The organism is Streptomyces sp. NPDC093065 (genome assembly GCF_044754585.1).
GTDB lineage: Bacteria > Actinomycetota > Actinomycetes > Streptomycetales > Streptomycetaceae > Streptomyces.
The window spans coordinates 71,518-96,933 of sequence record NZ_JBIVPJ010000024.1; the positions used below are offsets into that span (position 1 = coordinate 71,518).

The following is a 25,416-nucleotide window of genomic DNA, read 5'->3' on the forward strand; positions in this document are numbered from 1 at the left end:
CGCCGCCAGAGCAGCGGCCCCGACCGCGACACACGGCGTCGCCGAACCACCGCCGGCCCCAGCCGCGCCGCCTCCCCGCAGCGCGCCCTCACGCAGCCCCCGCCGGAACCGGCCCGAGCCCGACCCGACCCCGGCCGGCCCCCGGCCGCGCGTCAGCCGCGCCTGCGCCTGGCCAGAACCAGGGCGCCACCGCCCGCCAGCACCAGAGCGGCGGCGCCGGCCGCGACGTACGGGGTCGCGGAGCTGCCGCCGGTCTCGGCCAGGTCGGTCTCGGTGCGGGCGCCCTGGGCCTTCACCTCGGCCGCCGGTTCGGCGGCGGGGTCGGCCTCCTGTGCCGCCTCCTGCTCGGCCGGGGGCTGTTCGGCCTCGTCCGCCGGGGCGGCCGGGGACTCGCAGGTCGCCTTCGCCAGGGTGACGGTGCCGTCGACCTCCGCGACGTTCAGGTTGAGGGGGTTGACGGAGACCTTGAGTTCGAGCGCGGTGGCGGCGGCAGTGCGGGAGGTGGTCTCCTCCTTGGAGAGGTCGAGCCGTACCTCACCGACACCGGGCACCTTCACCTCGGTCGGACCGGCGGTGCTGAGTGTGACCTTCTTGCCGAGGACGGTCACCGGGCCCAGCAGGTTGGCGTCGGCCACCGGAGACTTCCCGGCCTCGCAGGTCGCCGTGGAGGTGACCTCCCGCACCTCGATCACCGACAGCCGCGGCAGGCCGGGGACGTGGAGCCGGGCGTGGGCCAGCGTCGTGGAGCCCTCGCTCTTCTCGGCGGTGGCCGTCGCCCTGGCCTCGGCGACGTCGGCGCGCAGGACGCTGAAGGGCTTTCCGCCGTCGACGCCGTCCAGCCGGGCGGTGAGCGCGGTCCTCTCGGCACTCTCGGGTGCCTGCACCTCGTTGAGGGTGACCGCGAGCGGGACGTTCACGGTCTTGTTGAGCAGGGAGACGTCGAGCCCGGTGCGCAGCACGGTGGCGCTCGCGCGGCCGTGGTCGCCGGTCGCGTGGGCGGATCCCGCGCCGGCCAGGGCCGCGGGACCGGCGGCCAGGGCGGTGGCCGCCGCGACGGTGGCGAGACGGCGTGCGGGCATGCGGAAGGTGTTGCCGTTCAAGGTGGTGGGACCCCCAGTGAGACATGCGTGCGGGGCACGCATGAGCGACGTGCTTGGGACCCGGACAGAATGTCCCCGCATCCGCCGAACGGTCAGCGAACTCGGGGCACTTCACCCCTTCGTGGGGTTTTGGTGAAGCTTTTCGAATCCACTTCGCATCACCCCGCACAGGCGTTCCCCGCCTTCACTCCTGGCGGCTAACCGACGACCCGCCCGTTGAGCACCACCCGGCGCGGAGCGGTGAGCACGCGCACGTCCGCGCGCGGGTCCTGTTCGTACACCACCAGGTCCGCCGGTGCGCCCTCGTCCAGCCCCGGACGGCCGAGCCAGCGCCGGGCGGCCCAGGTCGTCGCGGCGAGGGCCTCGACGGGCGGGATGCCTGCGGCGACCAGCTCCGCGACCTCGGCCCCGGCCAGTCCGTGGGCGAGGGCACCGCCGGCGTCGGTGCCGACGAAGACCGGGATCCCGGCGTCGTAGGCGCTCCGCACGGTGTCGTAGCGGCGTTCGTGGAGCCGGCGCATGTGGGCCGACCAGCGCGGGAAGCGGGACTCGCCGCCGTCGGCCAGCGCGGGGAAGGTGGCGATGTTGACGAGGGTCGGCACGATGGCGACGCCCCGCTCGGCGAAGAGCGGGATCGTGTCGTCCGTCAGTCCCGTGGCGTGCTCGACGCAGTCGATGCCGACCTCGACCAGGTCGCGCAGGGAGTCCTCGGCGAAGCAGTGCGCGGTGACACGGGCGCCCAGGCGGTGGGCCTCCGCGATGGCCGCCTCCACGGCGCCGCGCGGCCAGCAGGCCGACAGGTCGCCGAGGTCGCGGTCGATCCAGTCGCCGACCAGCTTCACCCAGCCGTCACCGCGGCGGGCCTCCTGGGCGACGTAGGCGACGAGGTCCTCGGGCTCGACCTCCCAGGCGTAGTTACGGATGTAGCGGCGGGTGCGGGCGATGTGCCGGCCGGCCCGGATGATCTTCGGGAGGTCCTCGCGGTCGTCGATCCAGCGGGTGTCGGAGGGCGAGCCCGCGTCGCGGATGAGCAGGGTGCCCGCCTCGCGGTCGGTCAGCGCCTGCTTCTCGGCGACGTCCGCGGGGACGGCCCCGTGCTGGTCGAGTCCGACGTGGCAGTGCGCGTCGACCAGGCCGGGCAGCGCCCAGCCCTCGACGGTGCGGATGTCGGCGGCGCCCGCGGGGCGGTCGTAGGAGATCCGCCCGTCGATCACCCACACCTCGTCCCGGACCTCCTCCGGTCCGACGAGCACCCGACCCTTCACGTGCAGCACCGCGCGATCGCTCATGTCCCGCACCCTAGACGGTGCCCGCACGGGTGTCCGGGGCCGGTCACCGGCCACCTCTCCGCACCGTCGCGCGGGCCCGCCGCTCGGTCGCGTACCCGGCCGCCACGGCGCCGCCGACGGCGGTGAGCGCCGAGACGGCGACGCCGGGATTGAGGTAGCCGGGGATGTCGGCGGAGTCGTAGCCGCCGCCGTCGGCGGTCTCGCAGCGCAGGCCGAGGGGCAGGTAGGAGGCGGAGTGGCCGACGACCGTCCCGGACAGCTCCGGGGACACGCCGGTGCGGCAGGGGCGCGGGGGCGAGGAGCCCGCACCGCCGTCCTCCGCCGCCATGACCGCGAGTCCGACGCAGAGCACGCCCCAGAGGTACAGCAGGGCGGCCGCGCCGCCCGCGACTCCGGCGACGACCCGGAAGGGCGCGCCCGGCCGGCGCGGCACGGGCTCCACGGCCACCGCGCCCGGGGCCGGGCGGCGGGGGTGGGCGCCGGCGCCCCGGCGGAGGACGGCGGCCGTGACCACCGCGACGAGGACCAGCAGCACGAGAGCGAGCACGGGGCCAAGTCCACCAGCCGAACGATCACCCGGCTGTGACGGAAGCCATGATTCCGGGCGTGGGGGTGTCGCAACGGAAGCCCTCCGGCGCGAGTGGCGGCGGGTGCCATGGTTACTCTCGACTCCGTGCGCGACGTACCCGCGTCCGTACGCGACGTACCCGCGCGACGTACCCGCGTCGCGCACCTGCCGTTACCGAAGAGAGCACCGCCGTGACCCATCCCTTCCTGGACCTCCCCCCGCTGAGCGCCGGCCGTTTCGCCGCGATCGAGGACCGGGTCGCGCGCCTGCTCGGCACCGGGCAGGACGTGGTGGTCATGCAGGGCGAGGCGCTGCTGCCGCTGGAGGGCGCGATCCGCGCCGCCGCGGGTCCCGGCACCGTCGCGCTGAACGTCGTCACGGGGCCGTACGGGCAGACCTTCGGGAACTGGCTGCGGGACTGCGGCGCGACCGTGCACGATCTCGCCGTGCCGTTCCACACGGCCGTCTCCGCCGGGCAGGTCGGCCGCGCCCTCGCCGAGCACCCGGAGACCGACTTCGTGTCCCTGGTGCACGCCGAGGCGGCGACCGGCAACACCAACCCGGTCGCGGAGATCGGCGAGGTGGTGCGGGCGCACGGCGCGCTGTTCTACCTGGACGCGGTGGCCTCCGTGGGCGCCGAGCCGGTGCTGCCGGACGCGTGGGGCGTGGACCTGTGCGTGATCGGCGCCCAGAAGGCGATGGGCGGCCCGGCCGGGGTGTCGGCGGTGTCGGTGAGCGAGCGGGCCTGGGCGCGGATGGCGGCGAACCCGAACGCGCCGCGGCATTCGTACCTGTCGCTCCTGGACTGGAAGGAGCGCTGGATCGACGGCGGGCGCAAGGCGCTGCTGCACGCCCCGGCGCAGCTGGAGATGCTCGCGCTCGAGGCGTGCGTCGAGCGCATCGAGGCGGAGGGCCCGCGGACGGTGATGGCGCGGCACGCCTCCGCCGCGGCGGCCACCCGGGCCGGGGCGCTCGCGCTGGGCGGCCTGGAGCCGTACGTGTACGAGGCGAAGGACGCGGCGCCGGTCGCGACGACGCTGCGCACGCCGTCGGACGTCGACGCGTCCGCGCTGGTGGCCCGCGCCCTGGAGTCCGACCCGGCGCTGCCGCTGGCCGCGGGCGGGGGCGCGCTGGCGGGCGAGATGATCCGGGTCAACCACTACGGTCCGGACGCGACGCGCGGGGCCGTGCGGGGCTGTCTGACGGCACTGGGTGCCGCGCTGGCCGAGCGGGGACTGAAGGCCGATCCGGAGGCGGCCCGGCGGGCCGTCGAGGAGGCGTGGGAGCGGCCGACCGGAACCGGCCCTTCGGAAGGATGAATTCGAGGGAATTCCCGATGCTCACACAAGCAGAATTAAGGAATTCCACTCAGCGCAGCTTCCCGTATTCTTCTGCCCGCTTTCCCTGGACCTAAACACAACAATTTCACGATCACCGATCTTCACATTTCGGACACGTCTCGCACGGGTTACGTGATTGTGACCCGATACACATGCTGCCCGCTTTGCGGCTTGTATCCCCCACGAATCGCCTCATAACGCCGCCGCCTCGCGCGGAAGCACGCGCCCGCGTGATAACACACGAGGCCTCCATTCGTAACCCCGTCCGGCGATGCAATTTCAATTTTCCCTGGGTAAATTCAATTTGCATGACTGCCGCGCAAGCAGACCTGCAAATCGATCGTCCGAGAGTGGCCGACGGCGCCGCCCTGTGGCGGATAGCAAGGGATTCCAAGGTCCTCGACCTCAACTCCTCCTACAGCTATCTGCTCTGGTGCCGGGACTTCGCCGCCACGTCGGCCGTCGCCCGCGACGAGAGCGGTGAGCCGGTCGGCTTCGTCACCGGATACGTACGACCCGACCGGCCGGACACCCTGCTCGTGTGGCAGGTGGCGGTGGACGAGGCGTACCGCGGGCGCCGGCTCGCCGCCTCCCTGCTCGACGGGCTGGCCGAGCGGACCGTCGCGGAACGTGGGCTGACCGCCCTGGAGACCACCATCTCCCCCGACAACACCGCCTCCCAGCGGCTGTTCACCTCGTTCGCCGAGCGCCGCGGCGCTCGGGTGGAGCGCGAGGTGCTGTTCGACACCGACGTGTTCCCCGACGGACCGCACGAGCCCGAGGTCCTGTACCGCATAGGCCCGCTGTCCGCCGGCGGCTGACCGGCCGGCCGTCCGGACGGCCCGGCACCCCGTGCCAGTCCGGCCCCACAGACTTCCCGGCGGACCGCACCGGTCCCCGGATCCGTACGACCTTCCTCTCCCACCCTCACCCCACGAGGAGCGATTCGTCGTGACCATCACCCAGCCCGACCTCAGCGTCTTCGAGACCGTCGAGTCCGAGGTGCGCAGCTACTGCCGCGGCTGGCCCACCGTCTTCGACCGTGCGGTCGGCAGCCGCATGTACGACGAGGACGGCCACGAGTACCTCGACTTCTTCGCCGGAGCGGGCTCGCTCAACTACGGGCACAACAACGCCGTCCTGAAACGCGCGCTGATCGACTACCTGGAGCGGGACGGCGTCACGCACGGGCTCGACATGTCGACGACCGCCAAGCGCCGCTTCCTGGAGACGTTCCAGAACACCGTCCTGCGTCCCCGCGACCTGCCGTACAAGGTCATGTTCCCGGGCCCGACGGGCACCAACGCCGTGGAGTCCGCGCTGAAGCTCGCGCGCAAGGTGAAGGGGCGCGAGTCGATCGTGTCCTTCACCAACGCCTTCCACGGCATGTCGCTGGGCTCGCTCGCCGTGACCGGCAACGCCTTCAAGCGGGCCGGCGCCGGCATCCCGCTGGTGCACGGCACGCCCATGCCGTTCGACAACTACTTCGACGGGACCGTCGAGGACTTCATCTGGTTCGAGCGGCTGCTCGAGGACCAGGGCTCCGGCCTGAACAAGCCGGCCGCGGTGATCGTCGAGACCGTGCAGGGCGAGGGCGGCATCAACGTCGCCCGTGCCGAGTGGCTGCGCGCCCTGGCCGACCTGTGCGAACGCCAGGACATGCTGCTCATCGTCGACGACATCCAGATGGGCTGCGGCCGTACCGGCGCCTTCTTCTCCTTCGAGGAGGCGGGCATCACGCCGGACATCGTCACCGTCTCCAAGTCGATCAGCGGCTACGGCCTGCCGATGGCGCTGACCCTGTTCAAGCCCGAGCTGGACGTCTGGGAGCCGGGCGAGCACAACGGCACCTTCCGCGGCAACAACCCGGCCTTCGTCACGGCGACCGCCACGCTGGAGGCGTACTGGGCCGACGGGTCGGCGATGGAGAAGCAGACCCGCAAGCGCGGCGAGCAGGTCGAGCAGCACATGATCGCCATCACCGAGGAGAACCTCGCCGACGTCAAGGAGTACCGGGGCCGCGGCCTGGTGTGGGGCCTGGAGTTCCACGACAAGGGCCGCGCGGGGCGCGTCGCCAAGCGCGCCTTCGAGCTCGGGCTGCTCATCGAGACGTCCGGCCCCGAGAGCGAGGTCGTCAAGCTGCTGCCGGCGCTCACCATCACGCCGGACGAGCTGGACGAGGGCATGAAGACCCTCGCCCGCGCCGTGCGCGAAACGGCCTGACCCGCACGGCACCACCCATACTCCCGGCGTCCTCGGCCCGCGAGGCCGAGGACGCCGGGGCACCTTGCACACCCTTCACCTAGGAGGCATCGCAACACCGTGATCGTCCGTTCGTTCAAGGAGTTCGAAGGCACCGACCGGCACGTGAAGAGCGCGTCCGGCACCTGGGAAAGCACCCGGATCGTCCTCGCCAAGGAGAAGGTCGGCTTCTCCGTGCACGAGACGATCCTGTACGCGGGTACGGAGACGTCGATGTGGTATGCGAACCACATCGAGGCCGTCGTCTGCACCAAGGGCGACGCCGAGTTGACCGACCGCGAGACGGGGAAGACGTACCACATCACGCCGGGCACGATGTATCTCCTCGACGGCCACGAGCGGCACACGCTCAAGGTCAAGGAGGACTTCCACTGCATCTGTGTCTTCAACCCGCCCGTCACCGGACGGGAGGATCACGACGAGAACGGCGTCTACCCGCTGCTCACCGAGGAGGTGTGAGTCACCGTGACCACGACCACGAACGTCACCGATCTCTATCCCACCCGCGGCGCCACCGAGGTGGCTACTCCCCGGCAGGACCCGGTGGTCTGGGGCTCCCCGGACACGCCCGGCCCCGTCTCTGCGGGTGACCTCCAGTCCCTGGACCGCGACGGCTTCCTCGCCATCGACCAGCTGATCGCACCGGACGAGGTCGCCGAGTACCAGCGCGAGCTGGAGCGGCTCACCACCGACCCGGCCATCCGCGCGGACGAGCGCTCGATCGTCGAGCCGCAGTCCAAGGAGATCCGGTCGGTCTTCGAGGTGCACAAGATCAGTGAGGTCTTCGCCAGGCTGGTGCGCGACGAGCGCGTGGTCGGCCGGGCCCGGCAGATCCTCGGCTCGGACGTCTACGTCCACCAGTCGCGGATCAACGTCAAGCCCGGCTTCGGGGCCAGCGGCTTCTACTGGCACTCGGACTTCGAGACCTGGCACGCCGAGGACGGCCTGCCCAACATGCGCACGATCTCGGTCTCGATCGCGCTCACCGAGAACTACGACACCAACGGCGGTCTGATGATCATGCCGGGGTCGCACAAGACGTTCCTCGGGTGCGCGGGGGCCACGCCGAAGGACAACTACAAGAAGTCCCTGCAGATGCAGGACGCGGGGACGCCGTCCGACGAGGGGCTGACGAAGATGGCCTCCGAGTACGGCATCAAGCTGTTCACCGGCAAGGCCGGCTCGGCGACCTGGTTCGACTGCAACTGCATGCACGGCTCGGGCGACAACATCACGCCCTTCCCGCGCAGCAACGTGTTCATCGTGTTCAACAGCGTGGAGAACACGGCCGTGGAGCCGTTCGCGGCTCCGATCCGGCGGCCGGACTTCATCGGCGCGCGGGACTTCACCCCGGTGAAGTGACCCGCATCTGATCTCGGGCAGGGGCCTTTTCCTGTGGGACGGGAGGCCCCTGCCCGATGCTGTTCCGGACCCGGACCCGGACCCCGTAGCCGGTGCCGGTGGGGCCGGTTCAGCCCGCCAGCACGTTCAGCAGCCGGTCCACGTCGGCCTCGGTGTTGTACACGTGGAAGGCGGCCCGCAGGTTCCCCGCCCGGTCGGACACCTGGACGCCGGCCCCGCCCAGCCCGCCCTGCCGGTGGCCGAGCCCCGGCACGGACACGATCGCGGAGCCCGGCGCGGGCACCGGCTCGTGCCCCAGCGAACCCACCCCCGCGCGGAACCGGTCGGCGAGCGCGGTGTCGTGGGCGTACACGGCGTCGACGCCCAGCTCCTCGATCAGGGCCAGGGAGTGCCGGGCACCGGTGTACGAGAACAGAGCGGGAGACTCGTCGAACCGCCGGGCGGAGTGCGCGTACTCCTCGACGGGTCCGTAGCAGCTGTCCCAGGGGTGCTCGCCGGTCGCCCACCCGGCGAACAGCGGTGTCAGCCCGGCCGCCGCGCCCAGGTCCTCCGGTACGACGAGGAAGGCGACACCGCGCGGGCAGAGCACCCACTTGTAGCCGACGGCGGTCACGAAGTCGAAGTCGTCCGCGGCCGTCGGCAGCCAGCCGTTCGCCTGGGAGGCGTCGATCAGTGTCCGTGCCCCGTGCGCCCGGGCGGCCCCCCGCAGCGCGGCGAGGTCAGCGATCCGCCCGTCGGCGGACTGCACGGAGCTGACCGCCACGAGCGCGGTGTCCGGGCCCACCGACTCGGCGATCCGCTCCAGCGGCACACTGCGCACCTTGAGATCGCCGCGCGCGTACAGGGGGTTCACCAGGGAGCTGAAGTCGGCCTCGGCGGTGAGGACTTCGGCTCCCGGGGGCAGCGACGCGGCGACGAGCCCGCTGAACGTGGCGACCGACGCACCGATCGCGACCCGGGTCACGGGCACCCCCGCGAGGCGGGCGTACGCGGCCCGGGCCGCCTCGACGTCGGCGAACATGTCGAGCGGCTGCCCGTCCGCCGCGGTGGCGGCCGCGTCACGCATCGCGACGAGGGTCCGGACGGGGAGCAGGCCGGTGCTGGCGGTGTTCAGATACGTGGTCTTCGGGGCGAACTCGGTACGGACGAGGTTCTCGAAGCTCTCCATGGCACCACTGTGCGGCCCCGTGACCTCCCCGTCCATCGCGTATTTCTACGCGGTTTCTCCAAGCATCGCTTATGAACAGGCCCTCACCTGCGGTTTCCGTCGGCCCTTCAGCCCTGGGGCACCGCGCACCCGTCCGGGCCGCAGGCCTCGCCGCCCCCGTCGACGATCGGCTTCAGCGGCGTGCGCTCGCCCCAGGCCTGGGTCAGCGCCTGGGCGAAGACCTCGGCGGGCTGGGCGCCCGAGACGCCGTAGGCCCGGTCGAGCACGAAGAACGGCACCCCGGTGGCCCCGAGCCGGTCGGCCTCGCGCTCGTCGGCGCGCACCTCGTCGGCGTAGGCGCCGGGATCGGCGAGCACCGCGCGGGCCTCCCCGGCGTCGAGTCCGGCACCGACGGCCAGCTCCACCAGGCGCTCGTCGTCGTTGAACACGGAGCGCTCGTCGGCGAAGTTCCCCCGGTAGAAGGCGTCGAGCAGTGCCTCGTGCCGTCCGCGCTCCCTGGCGAGGTGCAGCAGCCGGTGCATGTCGAAGGTGCTGCCGTGGTCGCGGTCCCGGGTGCGGTAGTCCAGGCCCTCGGCGGCGGCCTGCGCGCCGAGGTTGTCCTCACCGGCCTGTGCCTGGGCCTCGCTCATGCCGTACTTGGCGGTGAGCATGGTCAGCACCGGCTGTACGTCGTCCTTGGCCCGCCCGGGGTCCAGCTCGAACGAACGGTGGACCACCTCGACCCCGTCCCGGTGCGGGAAGGCCGCGAGCGCCTTCTCGAAGCGGGCCTTGCCCACGTAGCACCAGGGGCAGGCGATGTCGCTCCAGATCTCGACGCGCATGTCTCGGCTCTTCTCCAGGTCGTACGAAGGCGGAGACCCTCTCCGCTCTATACGTGAACCTTCAACCAGCCGGTCCCATTCCCGCCCTCAGCCGCCGTCCCGCAGATCCGCGGGCCAGCCCGGCCGGAACTCCAGGCGGTCGTACGTCACCGTGCACCCCTCACCGGTCGGCGCCTGCGCCAGGAAGCCGACCAGGGCCGCGCCGGTCTCCTCCTCGTCGCCCAGCGTGAAGAGCCGCACGAAGGTCCAGCGCTCGCCGTCGGGGGAGGCGTGGAAGGCGAAGGCCCGTCCGCTGCGGCTGACCCGGAACCAGACGGAGTTCCCCTGCACCGTGAAGGAGTTGCAGTCGTCGGAGTGCCCCCGGGTGACCACCGTGCAGACGGTGGGCACGTCCGGGGAGTACTCCAGGCACAGCTTGGCCCAGGCCCGCTCCCCCACGTGCACGTAGAGCACCCCGGCGTCGAAGGCACCGCGGAACCCGACGGACACACGGGCGATCAGCTGGAAGTCCCCGTCGGGCACCCCCAGCAACCGCGGCGCGTCGGACACGGACGCCAGCGACTCCCCGGTCGGCGGCACGAACCGGTCCTGCCGGGACCCGGCCACACCGGTGAGCACGCCGTCCGCGTAGGACCAGTCGCCGTCGGGGCCGTAGGGGCGGAGAGTGAAGGGCAGTTCGGGGAGGTCGAGATTCATGGACCGATCATCCCAGGCGCAGGGAAACACCTTGAGGGGCGCGGGGAACTGCGCGACCGGCCACGACGGCGCAGCACTCCGCACACGACCCCACGCCCCGCGGCGCTACCGCTCAAGAACCCCGTTGAACCGCCTCGGCAGCCCGAGTGCGTTCTCGTCCCGCAACTCCACCGGCAGCAACGCCTCGGGCACCCCCTGATAAGCCACCGGCCGCAGCCACCGCTCGATGGCCGTGCCCCCCACCGACGTGGACGTCGAAGTGGTCGCCGGGTAAGGCCCCCCGTGCTGCTGAGCCGCCGCCACGGCGACCCCCGTCGGCCAGCCGTTGACCAGCACCCGCCCCGCCAACGGCGTCACCTCGGCGAGGAGCGCCGCGCCGGCGCCCTCCCCCGCCACCTCCTCGGCGGAGAGCTGCACGGTCGCCGTGAGGTTCCCCGGCAGCCGCGACAGCACCCCCCTCACCTCGCCCTCGTCCTGATAGCGGGCCACCACGGTGACCGGCCCGAAGCACTCCTCAAGGAGGAGGTCGTGTGCGCCCTCCGCCGCCAGCCGCGCCGCCGGCACCGTGAGGAACCCGGCGCTGACGGTGTGCTCGCCGCCCGCGCCCGGCGTCACCGGGGAGTCGACGTCGGGCAGCGCGGCGCGCTCGGCGACGCCCGCGACGAAGTTGTCCCGCATGCGGTGGTCGAGGAGGACACCGGCGTCGGTGGCGCTGACCGCGTCGGTGAGGGACTTGACCAGGCCGTCACCGGCGTCGCCCGCCGGCACGAGCACCAGGCCGGGCTTGACGCAGAACTGCCCGACGCCCAGCGTCATGGAACCGGCCAGCCCCGCGCCGATCGCCTCCGCCCGCTCCACGGCCGCCGCCTCGGTGACGACGACCGGGTTCAGCGAGCCCAGTTCGCCGTGGAAGGGGATCGGCACCGGACGGGCCGCCGCCGCGTCGAACAGCGCCCGGCCACCGCGCACGGAGCCCGTGAAGCCTGCCGCGGCGACCAGCGGGTGCCCGATCAGCTCGACGCCCGCCTCGAAGCCGTGCACGAGGCCGAGGACCCCGTCCGGGATGTCGTGGCGGGCCGCGGCCCGGCGCAGCACCTTGGCGACCAGCTCGGACAGGGCCGGGTGGTCGGGGTGGGCCTTGACGACGACCGGGCAGCCGGCCGCGAGGGCGCTCGCGGTGTCGCCGCCGGGGACGGAGAAGGCGAAGGGGAAGTTGGAGGCCGAGTAGACGGCGACGACGCCGAGCGGCACCTTGTAGCGGCGCAGGTCCGGGATGGGCGGGGTGGCGGTGTCGTCGGGGTGGTTGACGACCACCCCGAGGAACTCGCCCTCGTCGACGATGTCGGCGAAGGCCCGCAGCTGGTAGCAGGTGCGGGCGAGTTCGCCGGTGAGCCGGACCGGGCCCAGCGCGGTCTCCGCGTCGGCGACCTCGACGAGGGTGCTCTCGGCCGCCTTCAGCTCGTCGGCGGCGCTCCGCAGGAAGGCCGCGCGGACGGTGCGGTCGACGAGGGCCTGACGGGCGGCGTGCGCGGCGCGGACGGTGGCGTCCACCTCCTGGGCCGTGGCTTCCACGGCGACCTGTTCACGCTGCTTCCCGGTACGGGGGTCGACACTCCAGACTGGTGCTGCTGCCACCGCGGGTCCCTCCACGTGCTCTGCACAGAAGTCGTTCGATATACTGAACGCTGTCTCTACTGATGAATATGCTGTTCGAGACTATTTCCCGTCGAACGAAGGGGTCAAGGGCGATGTCGGCTGTCGAGACGGGGGGCGGAGCGCAGGTCAAGTCCGCGGTGCGGACGGTTGAACTGCTCGAGTACTTCGCCGGACGCCCCGGTATGCACTCCCTCGCGTCGGTCCAGGAGGCCGTCGGCTACCCCAAGTCCAGCCTGTACATGCTGCTGCGCACACTGGTGGAGCTCGGCTGGGTGGAGACGGACGCCACGGGCACGCGGTACGGCATCGGCGTACGGGCTCTGCTGGTCGGCACCTCGTACATCGACGGCGACGAGGTGGTGGCGGCGGCCCGGCCGACACTGGACCGGCTCTCGGACGACACGACGGAGACCATCCACCTCGCCCGCCTGGACGGCACGAACGTCGTCTACCTGGCCACCCGCCAGTCCCAGCACTACCTGCGGCCGTTCACCCGGGTCGGCCGCCGGCTGCCCGCGCACTCGACCTCGCTGGGCAAGGCCCTGCTGAGCACGTACAGCGACGAGCAGGTGCGCAAGATGCTCCCCGAGACGCTGCCCGCGCTCACCGAGCACACCATCACCGACCGGGAGAAGCTCATCGAGGAGCTGCGCCAGGTGCGGGAGCAGGGCTTCGCCGTGGACCGCGAGGAGAACACCCTGGGGCTGCGCTGCTTCGGCGTGGCGGTGCCCTACCGCACCCCCGCGCGGGACGCGATCAGCTGCTCGGTGCCGGTGGCCCGGCTGACGCCCGCGCACGAACAGATGGTGAAGGACGCGTTGTTCGACGCCCGGGACCGGCTGACACTGGCCACGCGTAGGCTCTGATCCATGCACATCGCACTGCGCGAGGTTCACGACAGCGATCTGCCCGTCTTCTTCCGGCAGATGAACGATCCGGAAGCCCTCCGGATGGCGGCCTTCACCCCGAAGGACCCCGCGGACTGGGACCGGTTCGCGGCGCACTGGCGAAAGATCCGGGCCTCCCGGGACGTCGTGCGGACCATCCTCGGGGACGGTGACGTCATCGGCAGCACCGCGGTGTACGGGGAGCCTGGCGAACGCGAGGTGACGTACTGGGTCGACCGGGCGTACTGGGGGCAGGGTGTGGCCACGGCCGCGCTGCGGGCCCTGCTCGCCGAGGTCGAGGACCGCCCGCTGTACGCGCGCGCGGCGGCCGACAACGCGGGGTCGCGGCGCGTGCTGGAGAAGTGCGGCTTCGTGACCAGCGCGCGGGCGCGGGGGTTCGCGGCGGCCCGCGGCGAGGAGATCGACGAGGTCGTCCTGCACCTCGCGGGATGAGGCACTGAGGTTCCGCCTCCGCCGCGCGGCGGAGGCGGATCGTCGGTGCGCAGGACGTGCCGGGGGCGGGCGCGCGGGAGCGTGGACGCATGACACCGACGCCGACGCCGACGCCCACCACCACCGCCGCCCGGTCGGCCCCGTTCTCCCCGGTCCCGGCCACGGGCCCCGGGCCCGCCCGTGGCCGCCGGCTGCTGCGGGCGGTCGCCGTCGTGGCCTGTCTCCCGTACCTCGTGCTCAAGGCCGCCTGGATCGGCGGGAGTCACGTCGGCATTCCGCGGGGCAGCACGCTGCTCGACCACCGGGTGACGATGGTCGTCGCCAACGGCGTCTCCGTACTGCTGGACAGCTGTGTCGTCGTGCTAGCCCTGGTGCTGACCCGGCCCCGGGGGCGCCGGGTGCCCGCGTGGTCGCTGGCGTTCCCGGTGTGGGTCGCCACCGGGCTGCTCGCGCCGATCATGGCCGGGTTCCCGCTGCAGCTCCTCGCGCGGGCGTTCACCGGCGGGGGCGCCACGGCCTCCGACCCGCGCCCGGACCCCTTCCTGCACGAGTGGGTCTTCGGGGTCGTGTACGGCGGGTTCATCGTGCAGGGTCTCGCCCTGGGCGCCCTGTTCGTGCTGTACGCCCGGGACCGCTGGGGGCACCTGTGGCGCGGGCGGACGGGGGACCTGCCGTCCGCCGTCTCCGGGAGGATCCCGAGGGCCGCCGTCGCCGTGGCCGCCGTGCTCGCGCTGTTCCCGTTCGCCGTCCGGCTGCTGTGGGCCTGCGGCGCCACCGCCGGGCTCGACGCGGACCGGGCGGCGGACCGCACCAGCGACTTCCACGTTATCGAGGGGCTGTACGTCGTCCTCCTCGTCCTGGCCGTCACCGCCGGTGTGCTGCTCGCGTTCCGCCGCGCGCGTGCCCTGCCGGTCGCCGTGCCCCTCGCCACGGCCTGGGTCTGCTCCGGTGCCGTGGCCTGCTGGGGCGGCTGGATGCTCCTCGCCTCGCTGCTCGGGCCGGGCGAACGGGCCGAGGGCTCTTCGCGGTTGTCGATCCTCACCTACGCTGCCCAGATGACCGTCGGCCTCCTCCTCGCCGCAGTCGGCGCCCACTTCCTCACCCGGCGGTCGGCCGCCGCCCGCACCCGGCCGTGACCGCGCTCGCACGGTTGCTGTTCGGGCGGCGGGCGCGCCTGAGGTGGATCCACCTGATCCTCGGCGGCGCGCTCGCCATGCCGTACGTCCTCGTCGGCTCCGTCGTCGTCGGCCCGGTCGCCGGGGACGCGAACGTCTTCGGCTCGCTCCCGCTGCAACTGGCTTCGTTCGCGCTCGGGTTGCCGCTCGCCGCCGTGACCTCGCTGTTCCCGCTGACCCGCCCGCTGGAGTCCGGGGTGGTGCGGTCGCTGTGCGGCGTCGAGGCGGACCGGCTCGCGTACGGCCCCGCCCGCTCGAAGGGCGAGAAGGGGCGCACGGCGGCCTGGTTCACCCTGCACCTGGGTGCCGGAGGGATCGTGGCGGGGATGTCGCTGGCGGTGCCGCCGTTCGCGGGCACGCTGATCGTCCTGCCCTTCGTGCCCGCCCTGCGCGACGACCGGATGGGGTTGCCCGGCTTCTTCCACCACGCCTGGGCACTCGTCCTGTCGCCGCTCGCGGGCGGCGCCATGCTGGCCGCGCTCGCCGGATGCGCCGCCGGCTGCGGGGCCCTGCTGGCCCGCTGGGCGCCGGCCCTGCTCGGCCCGTCCGCCGAGGACCGGGTGGCGGCGGCCGAGGCGCGCGCCGCCGACCTCGCCGTCCGCAACCGGCTCGCGCGTGAGCTGCACGACTCCGTCGGCCACGCGCTGAGCGCGGTCACCCTCCAGGCGAGCGCCGCCCGCCGGCTCCTGGACACCGACCCGGAGTTCGTCCGCGAGGCGCTGGCCGCGATCGAGGAGACCACCCGCCGCACGGTCGGCGAACTCGACGCCGTGCTGGGCGTCCTGCGCGACGGCGACGCGACCGGTGACGCCTGGGGTACCGCGCCCGCCCCGACGCTCGCCGCCGACCTCGACGGCCTGCTGCGCCGCACCCGCGCCGCCGGACTGCGCGTGGACGCCACCGTCGCCGACGTCGCCGCCGACCCGCGGGCGCTGCCGGCGCCGGTCTCCCGCGAGGCGTACCGCATCGTGCAGGAGGGGCTGAGCAACGCGCTCAGGCACGCGGGCGGGAAGGTCACCGTGGCGCTGCGCGTCGAGGCGCTGGACGGCCACCTGCGGATCACCGTCGAGAATCCGCTCGGTACGGCGGCCCCAGCACCGCGCCCCGGCGGCGGCCACGGCCTGCGCGGTGTCGCCGACCGGGCCCGGCTGCTGGGCGGCGCGACCGAGGCGGGCCCCGAGGGGCCGGTGTGGCGCCTCCACGTCAGACTGCCGTTGAAGGGAACCGCGTGACCCACCCGCCGATCCGGATCGTCCTCGCCGACGACGAGCGCATGGTCCGTACCGCCCTGCGCGCCATCCTGTCCGCCGAACCGGACCTGGAGGTCGTCGGCGAGGCCGCCACCGGTGCCGAGGCCGTCTCCGTGGTGCGCGAGGTCCGGCCGGACGTGGTGCTGATGGACGTCCGCATGCCCGAGGCCGACGGCATCCGCGCCACGGAGCAGATCCTGGCCACGCTCGCCGATCCGCCGCGCGTCGTCGTCGTGACCACCTTCGAGAACGACGCGTACGTCTACGACGCCCTGCGCGCCGGCGCCGCGGGTTTCCTGCTCAAGCGGGCCGACGCGGACACCCTGGTCCGGGCGGTGCGGCTGGTGGCGCACAGCGACACGCTGCTGTTCCCGTCGGCGGTGCGGACGCTGGCGGCCGAGCACGCGCGCGCGAACCCCGCGCCGCCCGCCTGGGCGGCGCGGCTCACCGAACGCGAGGGCGAGGTGCTGCGCCTGATGGCGACCGGACTGACCAACGCGGAGATCGCGGCCCGGCTGGGGGTGGGCCCTGCCACGGCGAAGACCCACGTGGCGGCGGTGCTGGCGAAGACCGGTGCCCGGGACCGCACCCAGGCGGTGATCCTGGCCTACGAGGCGGGCTTCATGAACGGCCGCTGAGAAGGATGAGAAAGATGAGAAAACGGGGCACACGGGAACGATCGCCTCCGGCCCGTTCGTCCTGTCAGCGGGATGAACGGGATGAACAAGACGATCAGGCGCGCGTCGGTCTTCACACTGCTCCTGGTGTTCGCTCTGCTGGTCAGGGCGACCTGGGTGCAGTTCTACGAGGGCCAGGCGCTCGCGGACGGCAAGGACAACCGGCGGGGCTCGATCGAGACGTACGCGGAGCCGCTCGGGAACATCGTCGTGGCCGGCCGGTCGGTCACCGGATCGGCGCCGACGGAGGGCGGCGACCTCGCCTACAAACGCACGTACGAGAACGGGAAGCTGTACGCGGCGGTGACGGGCTACGCCTCGCAGGCGTACGCGCCCACCCAGTTGGAGGGCATCTACCAGGACGTGCTCAACGGCACCGATCCGCGGCTGAAGACGGTGGTGGACACGGTCACCGGCACCCGGGCCGAGCCGGGCAACGTGGTGACGACGGTCGACCCGGACGTGCAGAAGGCCGGGTTCGAGGCGCTGGGCGACAAGAAGGGCGCCGCCGTCGCGATCGACCCGGAGACGGGCAGGATCCTCTCGGTCGTGTCGACCCCCTCGTACGACCCGACGTCGCTGACCGACGCCAACACCGCGGGTGAGGCCTGGAAGGAGCTCACCGGCGACCCGGACAAGCCGCTGACCAACCGCGCGCTGCGCCAGCCGCTGCCGCCGGGCTCGACGTTCAAGCTGGTGGTGGCGGCCGCCGCGCTGGAGAACGGGCTGTACGGCTCGGTGGACGAGAGGACCGACAGCCCGGACCCGTACACGCTGCCGGACACCTCGACGGACCTCAGCAACGAGAACCCGGACGCCCCCTGCGAGAACGCCACGATCCGCACCGCGTTGCAGTACTCGTGCAACAACGTCTTCGCCAAGATGGCCGTCGACCTCGGCCAGGACGAGCTGCGCGCCATGGCGGAGAAGTTCGGCTTCAACGACGAGACGCAGGACGTGCCGGTACGCGCCTGGACCAGCGTCTACCCGAAGGACATGGACCGTTCGTCGACGGCTCTGACGGGCATCGGCCAGTTCGACGTCACGGCGACCCCGCTGCAGATGGCGATGGTCTCCGCGGCCCTGGCCAACGGCGGCGAGCTGGTCTCCCCGCACATGGTGTCGCAGGTCACCGACAGCGGCGGCGACGTCCTGGAGGACCATACCGACGCGGACTCCAAGCGGATCGTCAGTTCCTCCACCGCCGACCAGCTGCGGTCGGCCATGGAGACCGTCGTCGAGGACGGCACGGGGTCCAACGCGCAGATCTCCGGCGCGACGGTGGGCGGCAAGACGGGCACGGCCCAGCACGGCGAGAACAACAGCAAGACGCCGTACGCCTGGTTCACGTCGTACGCCAGGTCCGGCTCCTCGGACAAGGAGGTCGCGGTGGCGGTCATCGTCGAGCAGTCCGACGCGGCGCGCGGCGAGGTCAGCGGCAACGGCCTGGCGGCCCCGGTCGCCAAGGCGATGATGGAGGCGGCGCTCAAGGGCTGACTTTCCGGGGGCCAAGCGGGTTCGGTCTGCCGTACGGTGTTCGGCATCCGGGAAGCCGCTGCGAGGAGAGTCCGCCGTGGGGACAGTCGTCGACGACGCCGCCGCCGCGGAGTTCCACGCCTTCTTCGAGCGCCACTACGCCGAACTGGCCCGGCTCGCACACCTGTTGACGGGCGAGCCGGACGCCGCCGACGACCTCGCGGCGGACGCCCTGCTGGCCCTGTGGCACCGCTGGGACCGGGTCCGCGCGGCCGACCACCCGGTGGCGTACGCGCGCGGGGTCGTCGCCAACCTCGCCCGCACCCGCGTCCGGGCCGCCGTGCGCGAGCGCCGACGCGTGGCCCTGTTCTGGTCGCAGCGCGCGGACCGGACGGAGGACCCCGACGTCGCGGGTGTGGTGGACGTCCAGGAGGCGCTGCGCCGGCTGCCGTTCCGCAAGCGGGCGTGCGTGGTGCTGCGGCACGCCTTCGACCTCTCGGAGAAGGACACCGCGCTCGCCCTGGGCGTCTCGGTGGGTACGGTCAAGAGCCAGACGTCGAAGGCGGTGGCCGAGCTCCAGCGGCTGCTCGGCACCCGGGCCGCTCCCCGCGCTCCCCGGCAGGTGCGCGCGGCGATCGCGCGCAGCGGTGAGGCGGCGGGAGGAACGCGATGACCGGACCGCGGCGGGACGGCGACGTGGACGGCGAACTGCGCGCCCGGCTGCACGAGGCGGCCGGGGCACACCGGCCCGACCGGGCCCGGATGCTGGCCCGGATCGAACACGGCAAGGCGGTCGGGGACCGCCGGCCGGCCCGCCGGCCGCTGCCGGGCTGGGTACGGGTGGCCGGTGCGACGGCGGCCGTGGCGGCCGTCCTGGTGGCCGGGGGCTACACGGTCGCCTCGGCGGTGCGGGACGACGCCGGCGTGCGGCGCCCGGTCGCCACCTCGCCCGGGTCGCGGGAGCCCGGAGCGCGGGAGCCCGGTCCGCTGCGGTCGAGCGGCGTGGTGGACCCGCACAGCAACGAGTTCTGGGCGCAGAGCAACGTCACGCTGCGCGTGGGCGCGCCCCTCACCGCGCTCACCGTCGAACTGCGGGTGGCGCAGACGGGATCGGTGACCTCGACCGGGGCGTGGCGGTCGCTGCCGGAGGGGGACTTCACGTTCACGGCCGACGAGCGGGACGGCTTCCTCGTCTACCGGTGGACGCTCAGGGAGGGCCGTACGGTCCCAGCGGGCGAGTGGGTCTTCGCCGGGCAGTACAACCACGAGCGCGGCGGCCGGGACGCGGGCGGCGACCGCTACTCGGCGACGGCCACCGCCGGGTCCGGCCGCCTCTCGGTGGCCGGCGGCTTCACGGCCGGCGGCTGAGCGGGCGACCGGCTACTCGACGAAGTACGTCGGGTTGGGCAGCTTGTACGTGCGGTCCGCGTAGCCGCCCTGGAGGTCGGAGTACTGGTCGCCGAAGTTGGCGACGATGTCGTACCCGAGGTCGCGTTCGATGTGCCGTCGGGTGCCCGCCTTGTACTGCACGGTGGTGCACTTCCAGGTGCCCGGGACGGCGCACTGGGCCAGGTAGGAGGGCGGGTTGGCCTTGTCCTTCAGGAAGATGTGGCCGGTGTCGAGGTTGACGTCGGAGCCGGCCTTCTTCAGGTTCTCGACGGCGGCGGTGCGCTGCTCCTCGCCGAGCCCCGAGTTGTAGAAGACCTCGACGCCCTTCTTCTCGGCGTACCGGGCCAGCTCGGGGCTGCCGGGGACGGCCGGGCGGTCGGCCCGGTCGACGTAGGCGGCCCAGGTGGCGCTGTCGTAGCCGTAGTTGTTCTTCTTCTCGTAGTCGAGGCTGAGGAGCAGCGTGTCGTCGATGTCGAAGACGACCGCTGGCCTGGTGTGATTGTGGTGCGCCGCGCGGGCCGCCCGGTCGATCTGCTTCTTCGCAGCGGCGTCGACGCGGGCCAGGTCGTGGGCGTACGGGCTGTCCGGGGAGGCCTGGTAGACGCCGTCGTCGTCGAGCGTGGTGCCGTAGTAGGCGTCGATGTCCTTGGCCAGCACCCCGATGTTGTACGGCTCGTGGGTGGAGTTCGCGGTCGACTGGCCGGCGGTGGCGGCGCCCGTGCCGTACAGGACGGTACCGGCGACGGCACAGGCGGCGGTGACGGTCGCGATGCGCAGTGGTTTATGCATGACACAGGTTTCTACGCGCGTCACCCGGGTGAGCGCGAGACCCGTGGCCGGATTCGCACCCCCGTATCTGGCAAAGATCGCGTCAAGCAGGTCAAGTGCCGGCCGCGCGGGGCCGGTCAGCGCCGTCCGCGGTTCGGCCGGTCGTAGGGTCGCCAGTCGCCGAGGTACGCCTCCCGGGTGTGCGCGGCCGCCTCGGCGCGGGTGAGCTGCGGCCGGTTCTCCGGGACGGTGGTCACGGCGCCGGGTCCGGTGTTGCGGTACTCGGCGAACCGCTGCTCCTGCCAGGGGTACTCGTCCCGCATGTCGGCGTACGGCGCCGCCGCGTCGATGCCCGCGCCGAGGTGGGTCTCGCGCACGGTGAGCATCGGGCGGGCATCGGGGTCGGAGCTGGGCACCCAGGGGCGGGCCAGCTTGTAGTAGCCGTCGGGGGCCTCGCTGCTGACGCGGCCGCGGGTCACCAGGTGGCCGCGCGGGTTGGCGCCCGCCGTGGACGGCGCGAACACGAAGCCGTACGGGGCCGCGTCGAGGTCGGGGCGGACCAGGGTGCGGAAGTGGCAGTGCTCGTACACCGCGGTCGCCCGGCCGAAGACGAAGTCGACGTCGCCCTCGACGTAGCAGCGCTCGTAGTACTGGCGGGCGAAGAGGCCGAGGTCGCGGGTGTCGGCGTAGAGGGTGTCCTGGTGGCCGAGGAAGCGGCAGTCGTGGAAGGCGGACCGGTCGCCCATGACCTTGATCGCGACCGCCTGGGTGCCGGTCCAGTCGGGCCGGTCGGCGCGCAGCCAGTCGTTGGCGAAGGTGATCGCGCGGGCGGTGAAGCCGTCGGCGCGCACGGTGGTGGTGGCCGACCCGCTGGTGCCGTAGGTGCCGGAGCCGTCCGGCTTGGGGGTGCCGGCCGCGTTGTCGTACACGAGGACGACGTCGCGCGGATCGCCGGAGGCGCCGATCCAGGTCGTCCCGGTGCGTCCGGTGTCGACGGAGACCGTCTCGCGGTAGGTGCCTGGGCCGAGGACGAGCGTCCAGCCGTCGCCCTCGGCGGCGTCGACGGCGGACTGGACGGAGGTGAAGTCGCCGCGCCCGTGCGGGTCGACGTACAGGGTCTGCGCCGTGCGGCGGTCGGCGGGTGAGCCGTACCGGCCGAAGGGGCGCGGGCGGGTGCCGGCGACGGCGGGGCCGGCGGCGAGGCCGAGGGCGGCGCCCGCCCCGGCGGTGGTCAGGAGGAAGCCTCTGCGGGAGGGGCCGGGTCGGTGCATACGGTGCTCCTTCGGGGCGGACGGGGTGGGCCGGGGCGGTGCGGGCGCCCCGGCCCGGATCGTGGCCGGCTGTCAGCGCAGGCGGCCGGCGCCCGCGCCGTGGTCGACGACGGAGGGGACCGCCTGGGCCGGGAGGACCTTGGTGCGCAGCGTCGGCTTCCAGCCCGCGCCTGAGCGGAGGGTGGCGTCCGGGTTCTCGGCGTTGTGGGCGGCGATCAGGTCGACGGTGCGGCCGTTGACGCGGTTGTGGGCGGCGGTGAGCGGCGAGTCGTTCCACCGCTTGAGCACCTTCGCGGAGCCGACGCCGGCCGGCAGGGTGAAGGCGTTGTGCTCGGCGACCAGGGCGGACTCCTTGCCGACGCCGAAGCTGTAGCCGTAGTCGTCGCCGGCCACGAAGTGGTTGTTGTAGACGTCGACCTGCCCGAACCGCACCCGGGGCGCGCGCTCGACGAGGCCCGCGAACAGGTTGTGGTGGAAGGTCGCCTTCAGATGGCCGCGGTCGACGGCGGCGGTGGACTCGCTGTCGCTGTTGCCGATCAGGATGGTCTTGTCGTGCTCGGTGAAGACGTTCCAGGACGCGGTGACGTGGTCGGCGCCCTTGACGATGTCCAGCTGGCCGTCGTGCTGCTGGTAGAGCATGCCGAAGTAGGTGGGCGCCGCGCTGTCGGGGTGCTCGCCGTCGGTGAAGGTGTTGTGGTCCAGCCAGACGTGCGTCGACCCGTACACGACGGCGCTGTCGTACTCGGAGTTCCAGTTGCCCTGGTCCCCGTCGGTGGGGTCCCACTGCGGGAAGCAGTCGACGGGGCTCTCGAAGGCCAGGTTGCGGACGATGACGTTGTCCACGTCCTTGATCTGGAGGCTGGCGCCCTTGAGCGCGGCGCCACGGCCGACGCCGATGATGGTGGTGTTGGACGGGACGTTCGCCTTGATGGACCGGTCCTGCTGTGCGGCGGAGGCGCGGCGCAGGCCCTCGGGGCTGTCGTCGGGCTCGGCGCTCAGGTCGGTCTCCCTGCCCCAGTTCTCGGGCGAGTACTTCTCCAGGTAGGCGTCGAAGTCGTAGCCGGGCGCGGCGAAGGCGTCGCAGCCCTCCGACACGGCGTCGACGGTGCCCTCGACCTTGACGATCCGCGGCGCGGTGCCGTCGGCGGCGAGGGCGGCCCGGAACTCGTCCCAGGTGGAGACGGTGTACACGTGCTCGGCGTCGGCGGCGGCCCCGCCGGTGGTGCCGGTCCCCTGCGAGGCCCAGCCGTCGTTCGCGGGCAGCGTCTGCCGGGCGGTGTCGCGGGGGTGGTGGTGACCCGGGCGGGCCTCGGCCGTGGCGGCGGTCAGGCTCAGCACGAGGGCGGTGCAGCCGACGAGCGCGGCGACTCTGCTGGTGGCATGCCCATGCCATTCATAGGTGCTCATGGTGCGGTTCTCCCTGGTTCTCGGGGTCGGTGGGGTGTTACACGGTGGCCGGAGGTTCCGGCCATCTGATCCAGGACTCGGGGATCTCCTCGTCCAGCCGGCGCACGTCCCGGTGCGCCGACACCCGCCCGCGCAGCAGTTCCCGGGCGACGAGCCGGGCGACCGCGATCGCGCCCGGCGGGTTGAAGTGGGTGTTGTCCTGCTCGGTGGCGGTCCAGTTGAAGTACGCCTTGGTCGCCTCGACGCCGAGCCGCTGCCACAGCGCGAGCGACAGCGCCTGTACGTCGAGCAGCGCCACGCCCTCCCGCCGCGCGAGCGCCCGCATCGCCGCCGGGTACTCCCCGTGGCTCGGCACGGCGTTCCCCTCCACGTCGAACCGCCGCCGCTCCACGGGCGTGGCCAGCACCGGCCGCGCCCCGCGGGCCCGCGCGCCGTCGACATACAGCCGCAGGCAGTCCTGGTACGTCGTCCAGGGCTCGGTGTAACGGGCGGGATCCTCGCTCTTCTCGTCGTTGTGCGCGAACTGGATCAGCAGCAGGTCGCCGGGCCGGACCGCGCCGAGGACGACGTCGAGCCGTCCCTCGTCGACGAAGCTCTTGGAACTCCGCCCGTTCACCGCGTGGTTGGCGACGCGAAGGCCCTCGCGGAGGAAGAAGGGCAACGCCATGCCCCACCCCGTCTCGGGAGCGGCGTCGGAGTACTTCTGCGCGGCGGTGGAGTCCCCGGCGACGAAGAGGGTGCGGGGACGGTGGCGGCCGCCGGCCTGGGCGATGCCGGTGGCCGCGAACGCCAGGGGAATGGAGGCAACGGCGGCTGAGGTGACTTGCCTTCGGCTGAGTGACACGCCGGTCTGCCTTTCAGAAGGGATGGGACAGTCCCCCAGGGGCGCGGGGAACTGCACGATCAACCACAGGCGGCCCGCAGCCCGCGACGAACCACGGACCACCCACGGCGAAACCCGGGAACCGAACGACTAGCCCATCTGCTCCGTCCACTCGGCCTGCGCCTCGTTCAGCTTCTCGGCCAGCCCGTCCAGGAAGTCCTTCGCGCTCATGTCGCCCAGCAGCACCTTCTGGAACCCCGGCTCGCTCTCCGACTTGGACACCGTGTTCCAGTCCGGCAGGTAGTACGGCAGCTGGACGATGGTCGTCGACCCGTCGTTCAGCGCCTGCGCCGCGAGCTTCGTCGGCTCGGCCTTCCGGATCCACGCGTCGTTCGCCGCCTCGGTGCTGGACGGCACCTGTCCGGCCGACTCGTTGAACTTCGAGTTCTGCTCCTTGGACGTGGCGAACTCGATGAACTTCCAGGCGGCCTCCTTGTTCTTCGAGCTCTTGAACATGCCGAGCCCGTCGACCGGGTTGGACACCTGGACCCGCTTGCCGGAGGCGCCGACCGGCTGCGGAATGCCGCGGAACTTGTCGACGCCGAGCGCCTTCACGTGGTCCTGGTAGGAGCCGAGGTTGTGGTTGACCATGCCGATGGTGCCGGTGTCCCACTGGGCGACCATCTTGGCGAAGTCGTTGTTGACGTCGGCGGCCGGCGTGACCTTCTTGTAGAGGGCGGCGTACTTCTCCAACGCCTCGACGTTCTTGGGGTCGTTGACGGTGGTCTTCTTCTTGTCGGCGTCCCAGAACGAGGTGATGCCGGACTGCCCGTACATCGCGTCGAACGCCTGGGCGATGGAGCCGGAGCCGCCGCGGATGGTGTAGCCGAACTCGTTCTTGCCCGCGTCGGTCAGCTTCTCGGCGGCGGCGTAGAACTTGTCCCACGTCGTCGGCGCGTCCAGCCCGGCCTTCTCGAACAGGTCGGTGCGGTAGTAGAGGACGCCGTTGTTGGCGGAGGTCGGCATCGAGTACAGGGTGCCGTCACCGCCGCCCGCGGCCTTCAGGGACTCGACCATGTCCTTGTTGAGCTTGTCGCTCAGGGAGGACTTGGCGAGCCGGTCGTCCAGCGGCTCCAGGGCACCCTGGGCGGAGAAGCCCGCGAGCATCGACGCCGTCACGCCGCCGACGTCCGGCAGGCCGCCGCCCTGGATGGCGGTGTCGACCTTGGACTGGTACTCGGTGGCGGCGATCCCGACGTACTCCACGTCGATGTCCGGGTTCGCCTTCTCGAAGTCGGCGATGATCTCCTTCCAGACGGCCGTACGGATACCGCCGTTGTTGTCCCAGAAGGTGATCTTCCCCTTGCCGCTGCCCTCGGCACCCTTGCCGCCGCCCGCCCCGCTGCCGTCGTCACCGCAGGCGGTGGCGGTCAGCGCGAGCACGGCCCCCAGGGCGACGGCGGCGGACGTGCGGCGCCTGGCTGTGCCTTTGTCTCTGCTGCTGAGCATGCTGATCCTCATGGTCGGCTCTCTTCTTCCGGGTCTTCTGGATCGAACAAAGCGGTGGAACGACAACGT

At 72.4% G+C, this 25,416-nt stretch carries 25 protein-coding genes; 13 read left to right on the forward strand and 12 right to left on the reverse strand.

Translation table 11 applies throughout. The features are described from left to right. Positions 1-152 precede the first annotated feature (152 nt). From ACIQFU_RS32040 to ACIQFU_RS32050, 3 genes are all read right to left on the reverse strand, one after another. Entirely contained in the window at positions 153-1,100 is a 948-nt protein-coding gene (locus ACIQFU_RS32040; RefSeq protein WP_402556230.1) for an SCO1860 family LAETG-anchored protein, read from the reverse strand. A gap of 197 nt (positions 1,101-1,297) precedes the next feature. After that, complete coding sequence (locus tag ACIQFU_RS32045; RefSeq protein WP_402556232.1) at positions 1,298-2,389, reverse strand: amidohydrolase family protein; 1,092 nt, start codon at positions 2,387-2,389, stop codon at positions 1,298-1,300. Positions 2,390-2,432: 43 nt separating this feature from the next. After that, positions 2,433-2,936, reverse strand: coding sequence for a hypothetical protein (locus ACIQFU_RS32050; RefSeq protein ID WP_402556233.1), 504 nt, complete (start codon positions 2,934-2,936; stop codon positions 2,433-2,435). A 212-nt stretch (positions 2,937-3,148) separates the two neighbouring features. On the opposite strand from ACIQFU_RS32050, the gene ACIQFU_RS32055 reads away from it, so the two are divergent. The 5 genes from ACIQFU_RS32055 (at position 3,149) to thpD (ending at position 7,921) form a co-directional block, all read left to right on the forward strand. Beyond that, on the forward strand, positions 3,149-4,276 hold the full coding sequence (locus ACIQFU_RS32055) for a pyridoxal-phosphate-dependent aminotransferase family protein (RefSeq protein ID WP_402556235.1): 1,128 nt from the start codon (positions 3,149-3,151) through the stop codon (positions 4,274-4,276). Between the two features lie 329 nt (positions 4,277-4,605). Continuing rightward, positions 4,606-5,118, forward strand: coding sequence for a diaminobutyrate acetyltransferase (gene ectA, locus ACIQFU_RS32060; RefSeq protein WP_402556237.1), 513 nt, complete (start codon positions 4,606-4,608; stop codon positions 5,116-5,118). Between the two features lie 130 nt (positions 5,119-5,248). After that, positions 5,249-6,520: a diaminobutyrate--2-oxoglutarate transaminase gene (gene ectB, locus ACIQFU_RS32065; protein WP_402556239.1), complete on the forward strand. Its 1,272-nt coding sequence runs from the start codon at positions 5,249-5,251 to the stop codon at positions 6,518-6,520. Between the two features lie 99 nt (positions 6,521-6,619). Then, entirely contained in the window at positions 6,620-7,018 is a 399-nt protein-coding gene (locus ACIQFU_RS32070; protein WP_003976954.1) for an ectoine synthase, read from the forward strand. A gap of 6 nt (positions 7,019-7,024) precedes the next feature. Next, positions 7,025-7,921: an ectoine hydroxylase gene (thpD, locus tag ACIQFU_RS32075; RefSeq protein WP_402556241.1), complete on the forward strand. Its 897-nt coding sequence runs from the start codon at positions 7,025-7,027 to the stop codon at positions 7,919-7,921. A 109-nt stretch (positions 7,922-8,030) separates the two neighbouring features. Here thpD and ACIQFU_RS32080 read toward each other — a convergent pair whose 3' ends face one another. The 4 genes from ACIQFU_RS32080 to ACIQFU_RS32095 all read right to left on the reverse strand — a co-directional run bounded on the left by ACIQFU_RS32080 (position 8,031) and on the right by ACIQFU_RS32095 (position 12,241). Further along, positions 8,031-9,125: an aminotransferase class V-fold PLP-dependent enzyme gene (locus ACIQFU_RS32080; protein WP_402556243.1), complete on the reverse strand. Its 1,095-nt coding sequence runs from the start codon at positions 9,123-9,125 to the stop codon at positions 8,031-8,033. A 71-nt stretch (positions 9,126-9,196) separates the two neighbouring features. Beyond that, positions 9,197-9,910 (reverse strand): DsbA family oxidoreductase, encoded by a 714-nt coding sequence (locus tag ACIQFU_RS32085; RefSeq protein WP_402556245.1) that lies wholly within the window; start codon positions 9,908-9,910, stop codon positions 9,197-9,199. Positions 9,911-9,997: 87 nt separating this feature from the next. Continuing rightward, positions 9,998-10,606 carry a DUF1349 domain-containing protein gene (locus tag ACIQFU_RS32090; RefSeq protein ID WP_402556246.1) on the reverse strand — a complete coding sequence of 203 codons (609 nt, stop codon included), beginning with the start codon at positions 10,604-10,606 and terminating at the stop codon, positions 9,998-10,000. 105 nt (positions 10,607-10,711) lie between these two features. Continuing rightward, on the reverse strand, positions 10,712-12,241 hold the full coding sequence (locus ACIQFU_RS32095) for an aldehyde dehydrogenase (NADP(+)) (RefSeq protein ID WP_402556248.1): 1,530 nt from the start codon (positions 12,239-12,241) through the stop codon (positions 10,712-10,714). A 113-nt stretch (positions 12,242-12,354) separates the two neighbouring features. Here ACIQFU_RS32095 and ACIQFU_RS32100 point away from each other — a divergent pair, with 113 nt between their 5' ends. The 8 genes from ACIQFU_RS32100 to ACIQFU_RS32135 all read left to right on the forward strand — a co-directional run bounded on the left by ACIQFU_RS32100 (position 12,355) and on the right by ACIQFU_RS32135 (position 19,548). After that, positions 12,355-13,128: an IclR family transcriptional regulator gene (locus ACIQFU_RS32100; protein ID WP_007448162.1), complete on the forward strand. Its 774-nt coding sequence runs from the start codon at positions 12,355-12,357 to the stop codon at positions 13,126-13,128. Positions 13,129-13,131: 3 nt separating this feature from the next. Continuing rightward, entirely contained in the window at positions 13,132-13,602 is a 471-nt protein-coding gene (locus tag ACIQFU_RS32105) for a GNAT family N-acetyltransferase (protein WP_402556250.1), read from the forward strand. Positions 13,603-13,691: 89 nt separating this feature from the next. Beyond that, the gene (locus tag ACIQFU_RS32110; protein ID WP_402556251.1) at positions 13,692-14,738 is read left to right on the forward strand and encodes a hypothetical protein; all 1,047 of its coding nucleotides are present in this window, start codon (positions 13,692-13,694) and stop codon (positions 14,736-14,738) included. Continuing rightward, positions 14,735-16,009: a sensor histidine kinase gene (locus tag ACIQFU_RS32115; RefSeq protein ID WP_402556252.1), complete on the forward strand. Its 1,275-nt coding sequence runs from the start codon at positions 14,735-14,737 to the stop codon at positions 16,007-16,009. The genes ACIQFU_RS32110 and ACIQFU_RS32115 overlap by 4 nt, the downstream gene beginning before the upstream one ends. Then, a complete protein-coding gene (locus ACIQFU_RS32120; RefSeq protein ID WP_402556254.1) occupies positions 16,006-16,665 on the forward strand; it encodes a response regulator in 660 nt (219 codons plus the stop codon). The genes ACIQFU_RS32115 and ACIQFU_RS32120 overlap by 4 nt, the downstream gene beginning before the upstream one ends. A gap of 81 nt (positions 16,666-16,746) precedes the next feature. Then, positions 16,747-18,201, forward strand: a complete 1,455-nt coding sequence (locus ACIQFU_RS32125) for a peptidoglycan D,D-transpeptidase FtsI family protein (protein ID WP_402556255.1) — start codon at positions 16,747-16,749, stop codon at positions 18,199-18,201. Positions 18,202-18,277: 76 nt separating this feature from the next. Next, positions 18,278-18,853: a SigE family RNA polymerase sigma factor gene (locus ACIQFU_RS32130; RefSeq protein ID WP_402556257.1), complete on the forward strand. Its 576-nt coding sequence runs from the start codon at positions 18,278-18,280 to the stop codon at positions 18,851-18,853. Next, positions 18,850-19,548 (forward strand): hypothetical protein, encoded by a 699-nt coding sequence (locus ACIQFU_RS32135; RefSeq protein ID WP_402556258.1) that lies wholly within the window; start codon positions 18,850-18,852, stop codon positions 19,546-19,548. The genes ACIQFU_RS32130 and ACIQFU_RS32135 overlap by 4 nt, the downstream gene beginning before the upstream one ends. A 12-nt stretch (positions 19,549-19,560) precedes the next feature. Here the strand turns inward: ACIQFU_RS32135 and ACIQFU_RS32140 are convergent, their stop codons facing one another. From ACIQFU_RS32140 to ACIQFU_RS32160, 5 genes are all read right to left on the reverse strand, one after another. After that, positions 19,561-20,358 carry an HAD family acid phosphatase gene (locus ACIQFU_RS32140; protein WP_402556260.1) on the reverse strand — a complete coding sequence of 266 codons (798 nt, stop codon included), beginning with the start codon at positions 20,356-20,358 and terminating at the stop codon, positions 19,561-19,563. A 116-nt stretch (positions 20,359-20,474) separates the two neighbouring features. Next, the gene (locus tag ACIQFU_RS32145; protein WP_402556261.1) at positions 20,475-21,608 is read right to left on the reverse strand and encodes a pectinesterase family protein; all 1,134 of its coding nucleotides are present in this window, start codon (positions 21,606-21,608) and stop codon (positions 20,475-20,477) included. Positions 21,609-21,680: 72 nt separating this feature from the next. Continuing rightward, positions 21,681-23,015 (reverse strand): polysaccharide lyase family 1 protein, encoded by a 1,335-nt coding sequence (locus ACIQFU_RS32150; protein WP_402556263.1) that lies wholly within the window; start codon positions 23,013-23,015, stop codon positions 21,681-21,683. Positions 23,016-23,052: 37 nt separating this feature from the next. Then, positions 23,053-23,859: a rhamnogalacturonan acetylesterase gene (locus tag ACIQFU_RS32155; RefSeq protein WP_402556264.1), complete on the reverse strand. Its 807-nt coding sequence runs from the start codon at positions 23,857-23,859 to the stop codon at positions 23,053-23,055. 129 nt (positions 23,860-23,988) lie between these two features. Beyond that, on the reverse strand, positions 23,989-25,359 hold the full coding sequence (locus tag ACIQFU_RS32160) for an ABC transporter substrate-binding protein (protein WP_402556266.1): 1,371 nt from the start codon (positions 25,357-25,359) through the stop codon (positions 23,989-23,991). Positions 25,360-25,416 lie beyond the last annotated feature (57 nt).

Excerpts from the sequence above, each read along its gene's own strand:
- ACIQFU_RS32045 (WP_402556232.1), bottom strand. The coding sequence starts at position 2,389 with ATGAGCGATCGCGCGGTGCTGCACGTGAAGGGTCGGGTGCTCGTCGGA.
- ectA (WP_402556237.1), top strand. The coding sequence starts at position 4,606 with ATGACTGCCGCGCAAGCAGACCTGCAAATCGATCGTCCGAGAGTGGCC.
- ACIQFU_RS32080 (WP_402556243.1), bottom strand. The coding sequence starts at position 9,125 with ATGGACGGGGAGGTCACGGGGCCGCACAGTGGTGCCATGGAGAGCTTC.
- ACIQFU_RS32085 (WP_402556245.1), bottom strand. The coding sequence starts at position 9,910 with ATGCGCGTCGAGATCTGGAGCGACATCGCCTGCCCCTGGTGCTACGTG.
- ACIQFU_RS32090 (WP_402556246.1), bottom strand. The coding sequence starts at position 10,606 with ATGAATCTCGACCTCCCCGAACTGCCCTTCACTCTCCGCCCCTACGGC.
- ACIQFU_RS32100 (WP_007448162.1), top strand. The coding sequence starts at position 12,355 with ATGTCGGCTGTCGAGACGGGGGGCGGAGCGCAGGTCAAGTCCGCGGTG.
- ACIQFU_RS32105 (WP_402556250.1), top strand. The coding sequence starts at position 13,132 with ATGCACATCGCACTGCGCGAGGTTCACGACAGCGATCTGCCCGTCTTC.
- ACIQFU_RS32110 (WP_402556251.1), top strand. The coding sequence starts at position 13,692 with ATGACACCGACGCCGACGCCGACGCCCACCACCACCGCCGCCCGGTCG.
- ACIQFU_RS32125 (WP_402556255.1), top strand. The coding sequence starts at position 16,747 with ATGAACAAGACGATCAGGCGCGCGTCGGTCTTCACACTGCTCCTGGTG.
- ACIQFU_RS32135 (WP_402556258.1), top strand. The coding sequence starts at position 18,850 with ATGACCGGACCGCGGCGGGACGGCGACGTGGACGGCGAACTGCGCGCC.
- ACIQFU_RS32140 (WP_402556260.1), bottom strand. The coding sequence starts at position 20,358 with ATGCATAAACCACTGCGCATCGCGACCGTCACCGCCGCCTGTGCCGTC.
- ACIQFU_RS32145 (WP_402556261.1), bottom strand. The coding sequence starts at position 21,608 with ATGCACCGACCCGGCCCCTCCCGCAGAGGCTTCCTCCTGACCACCGCC.
- ACIQFU_RS32150 (WP_402556263.1), bottom strand. The coding sequence starts at position 23,015 with ATGAGCACCTATGAATGGCATGGGCATGCCACCAGCAGAGTCGCCGCG.
- ACIQFU_RS32160 (WP_402556266.1), bottom strand. The coding sequence starts at position 25,359 with ATGAGGATCAGCATGCTCAGCAGCAGAGACAAAGGCACAGCCAGGCGC.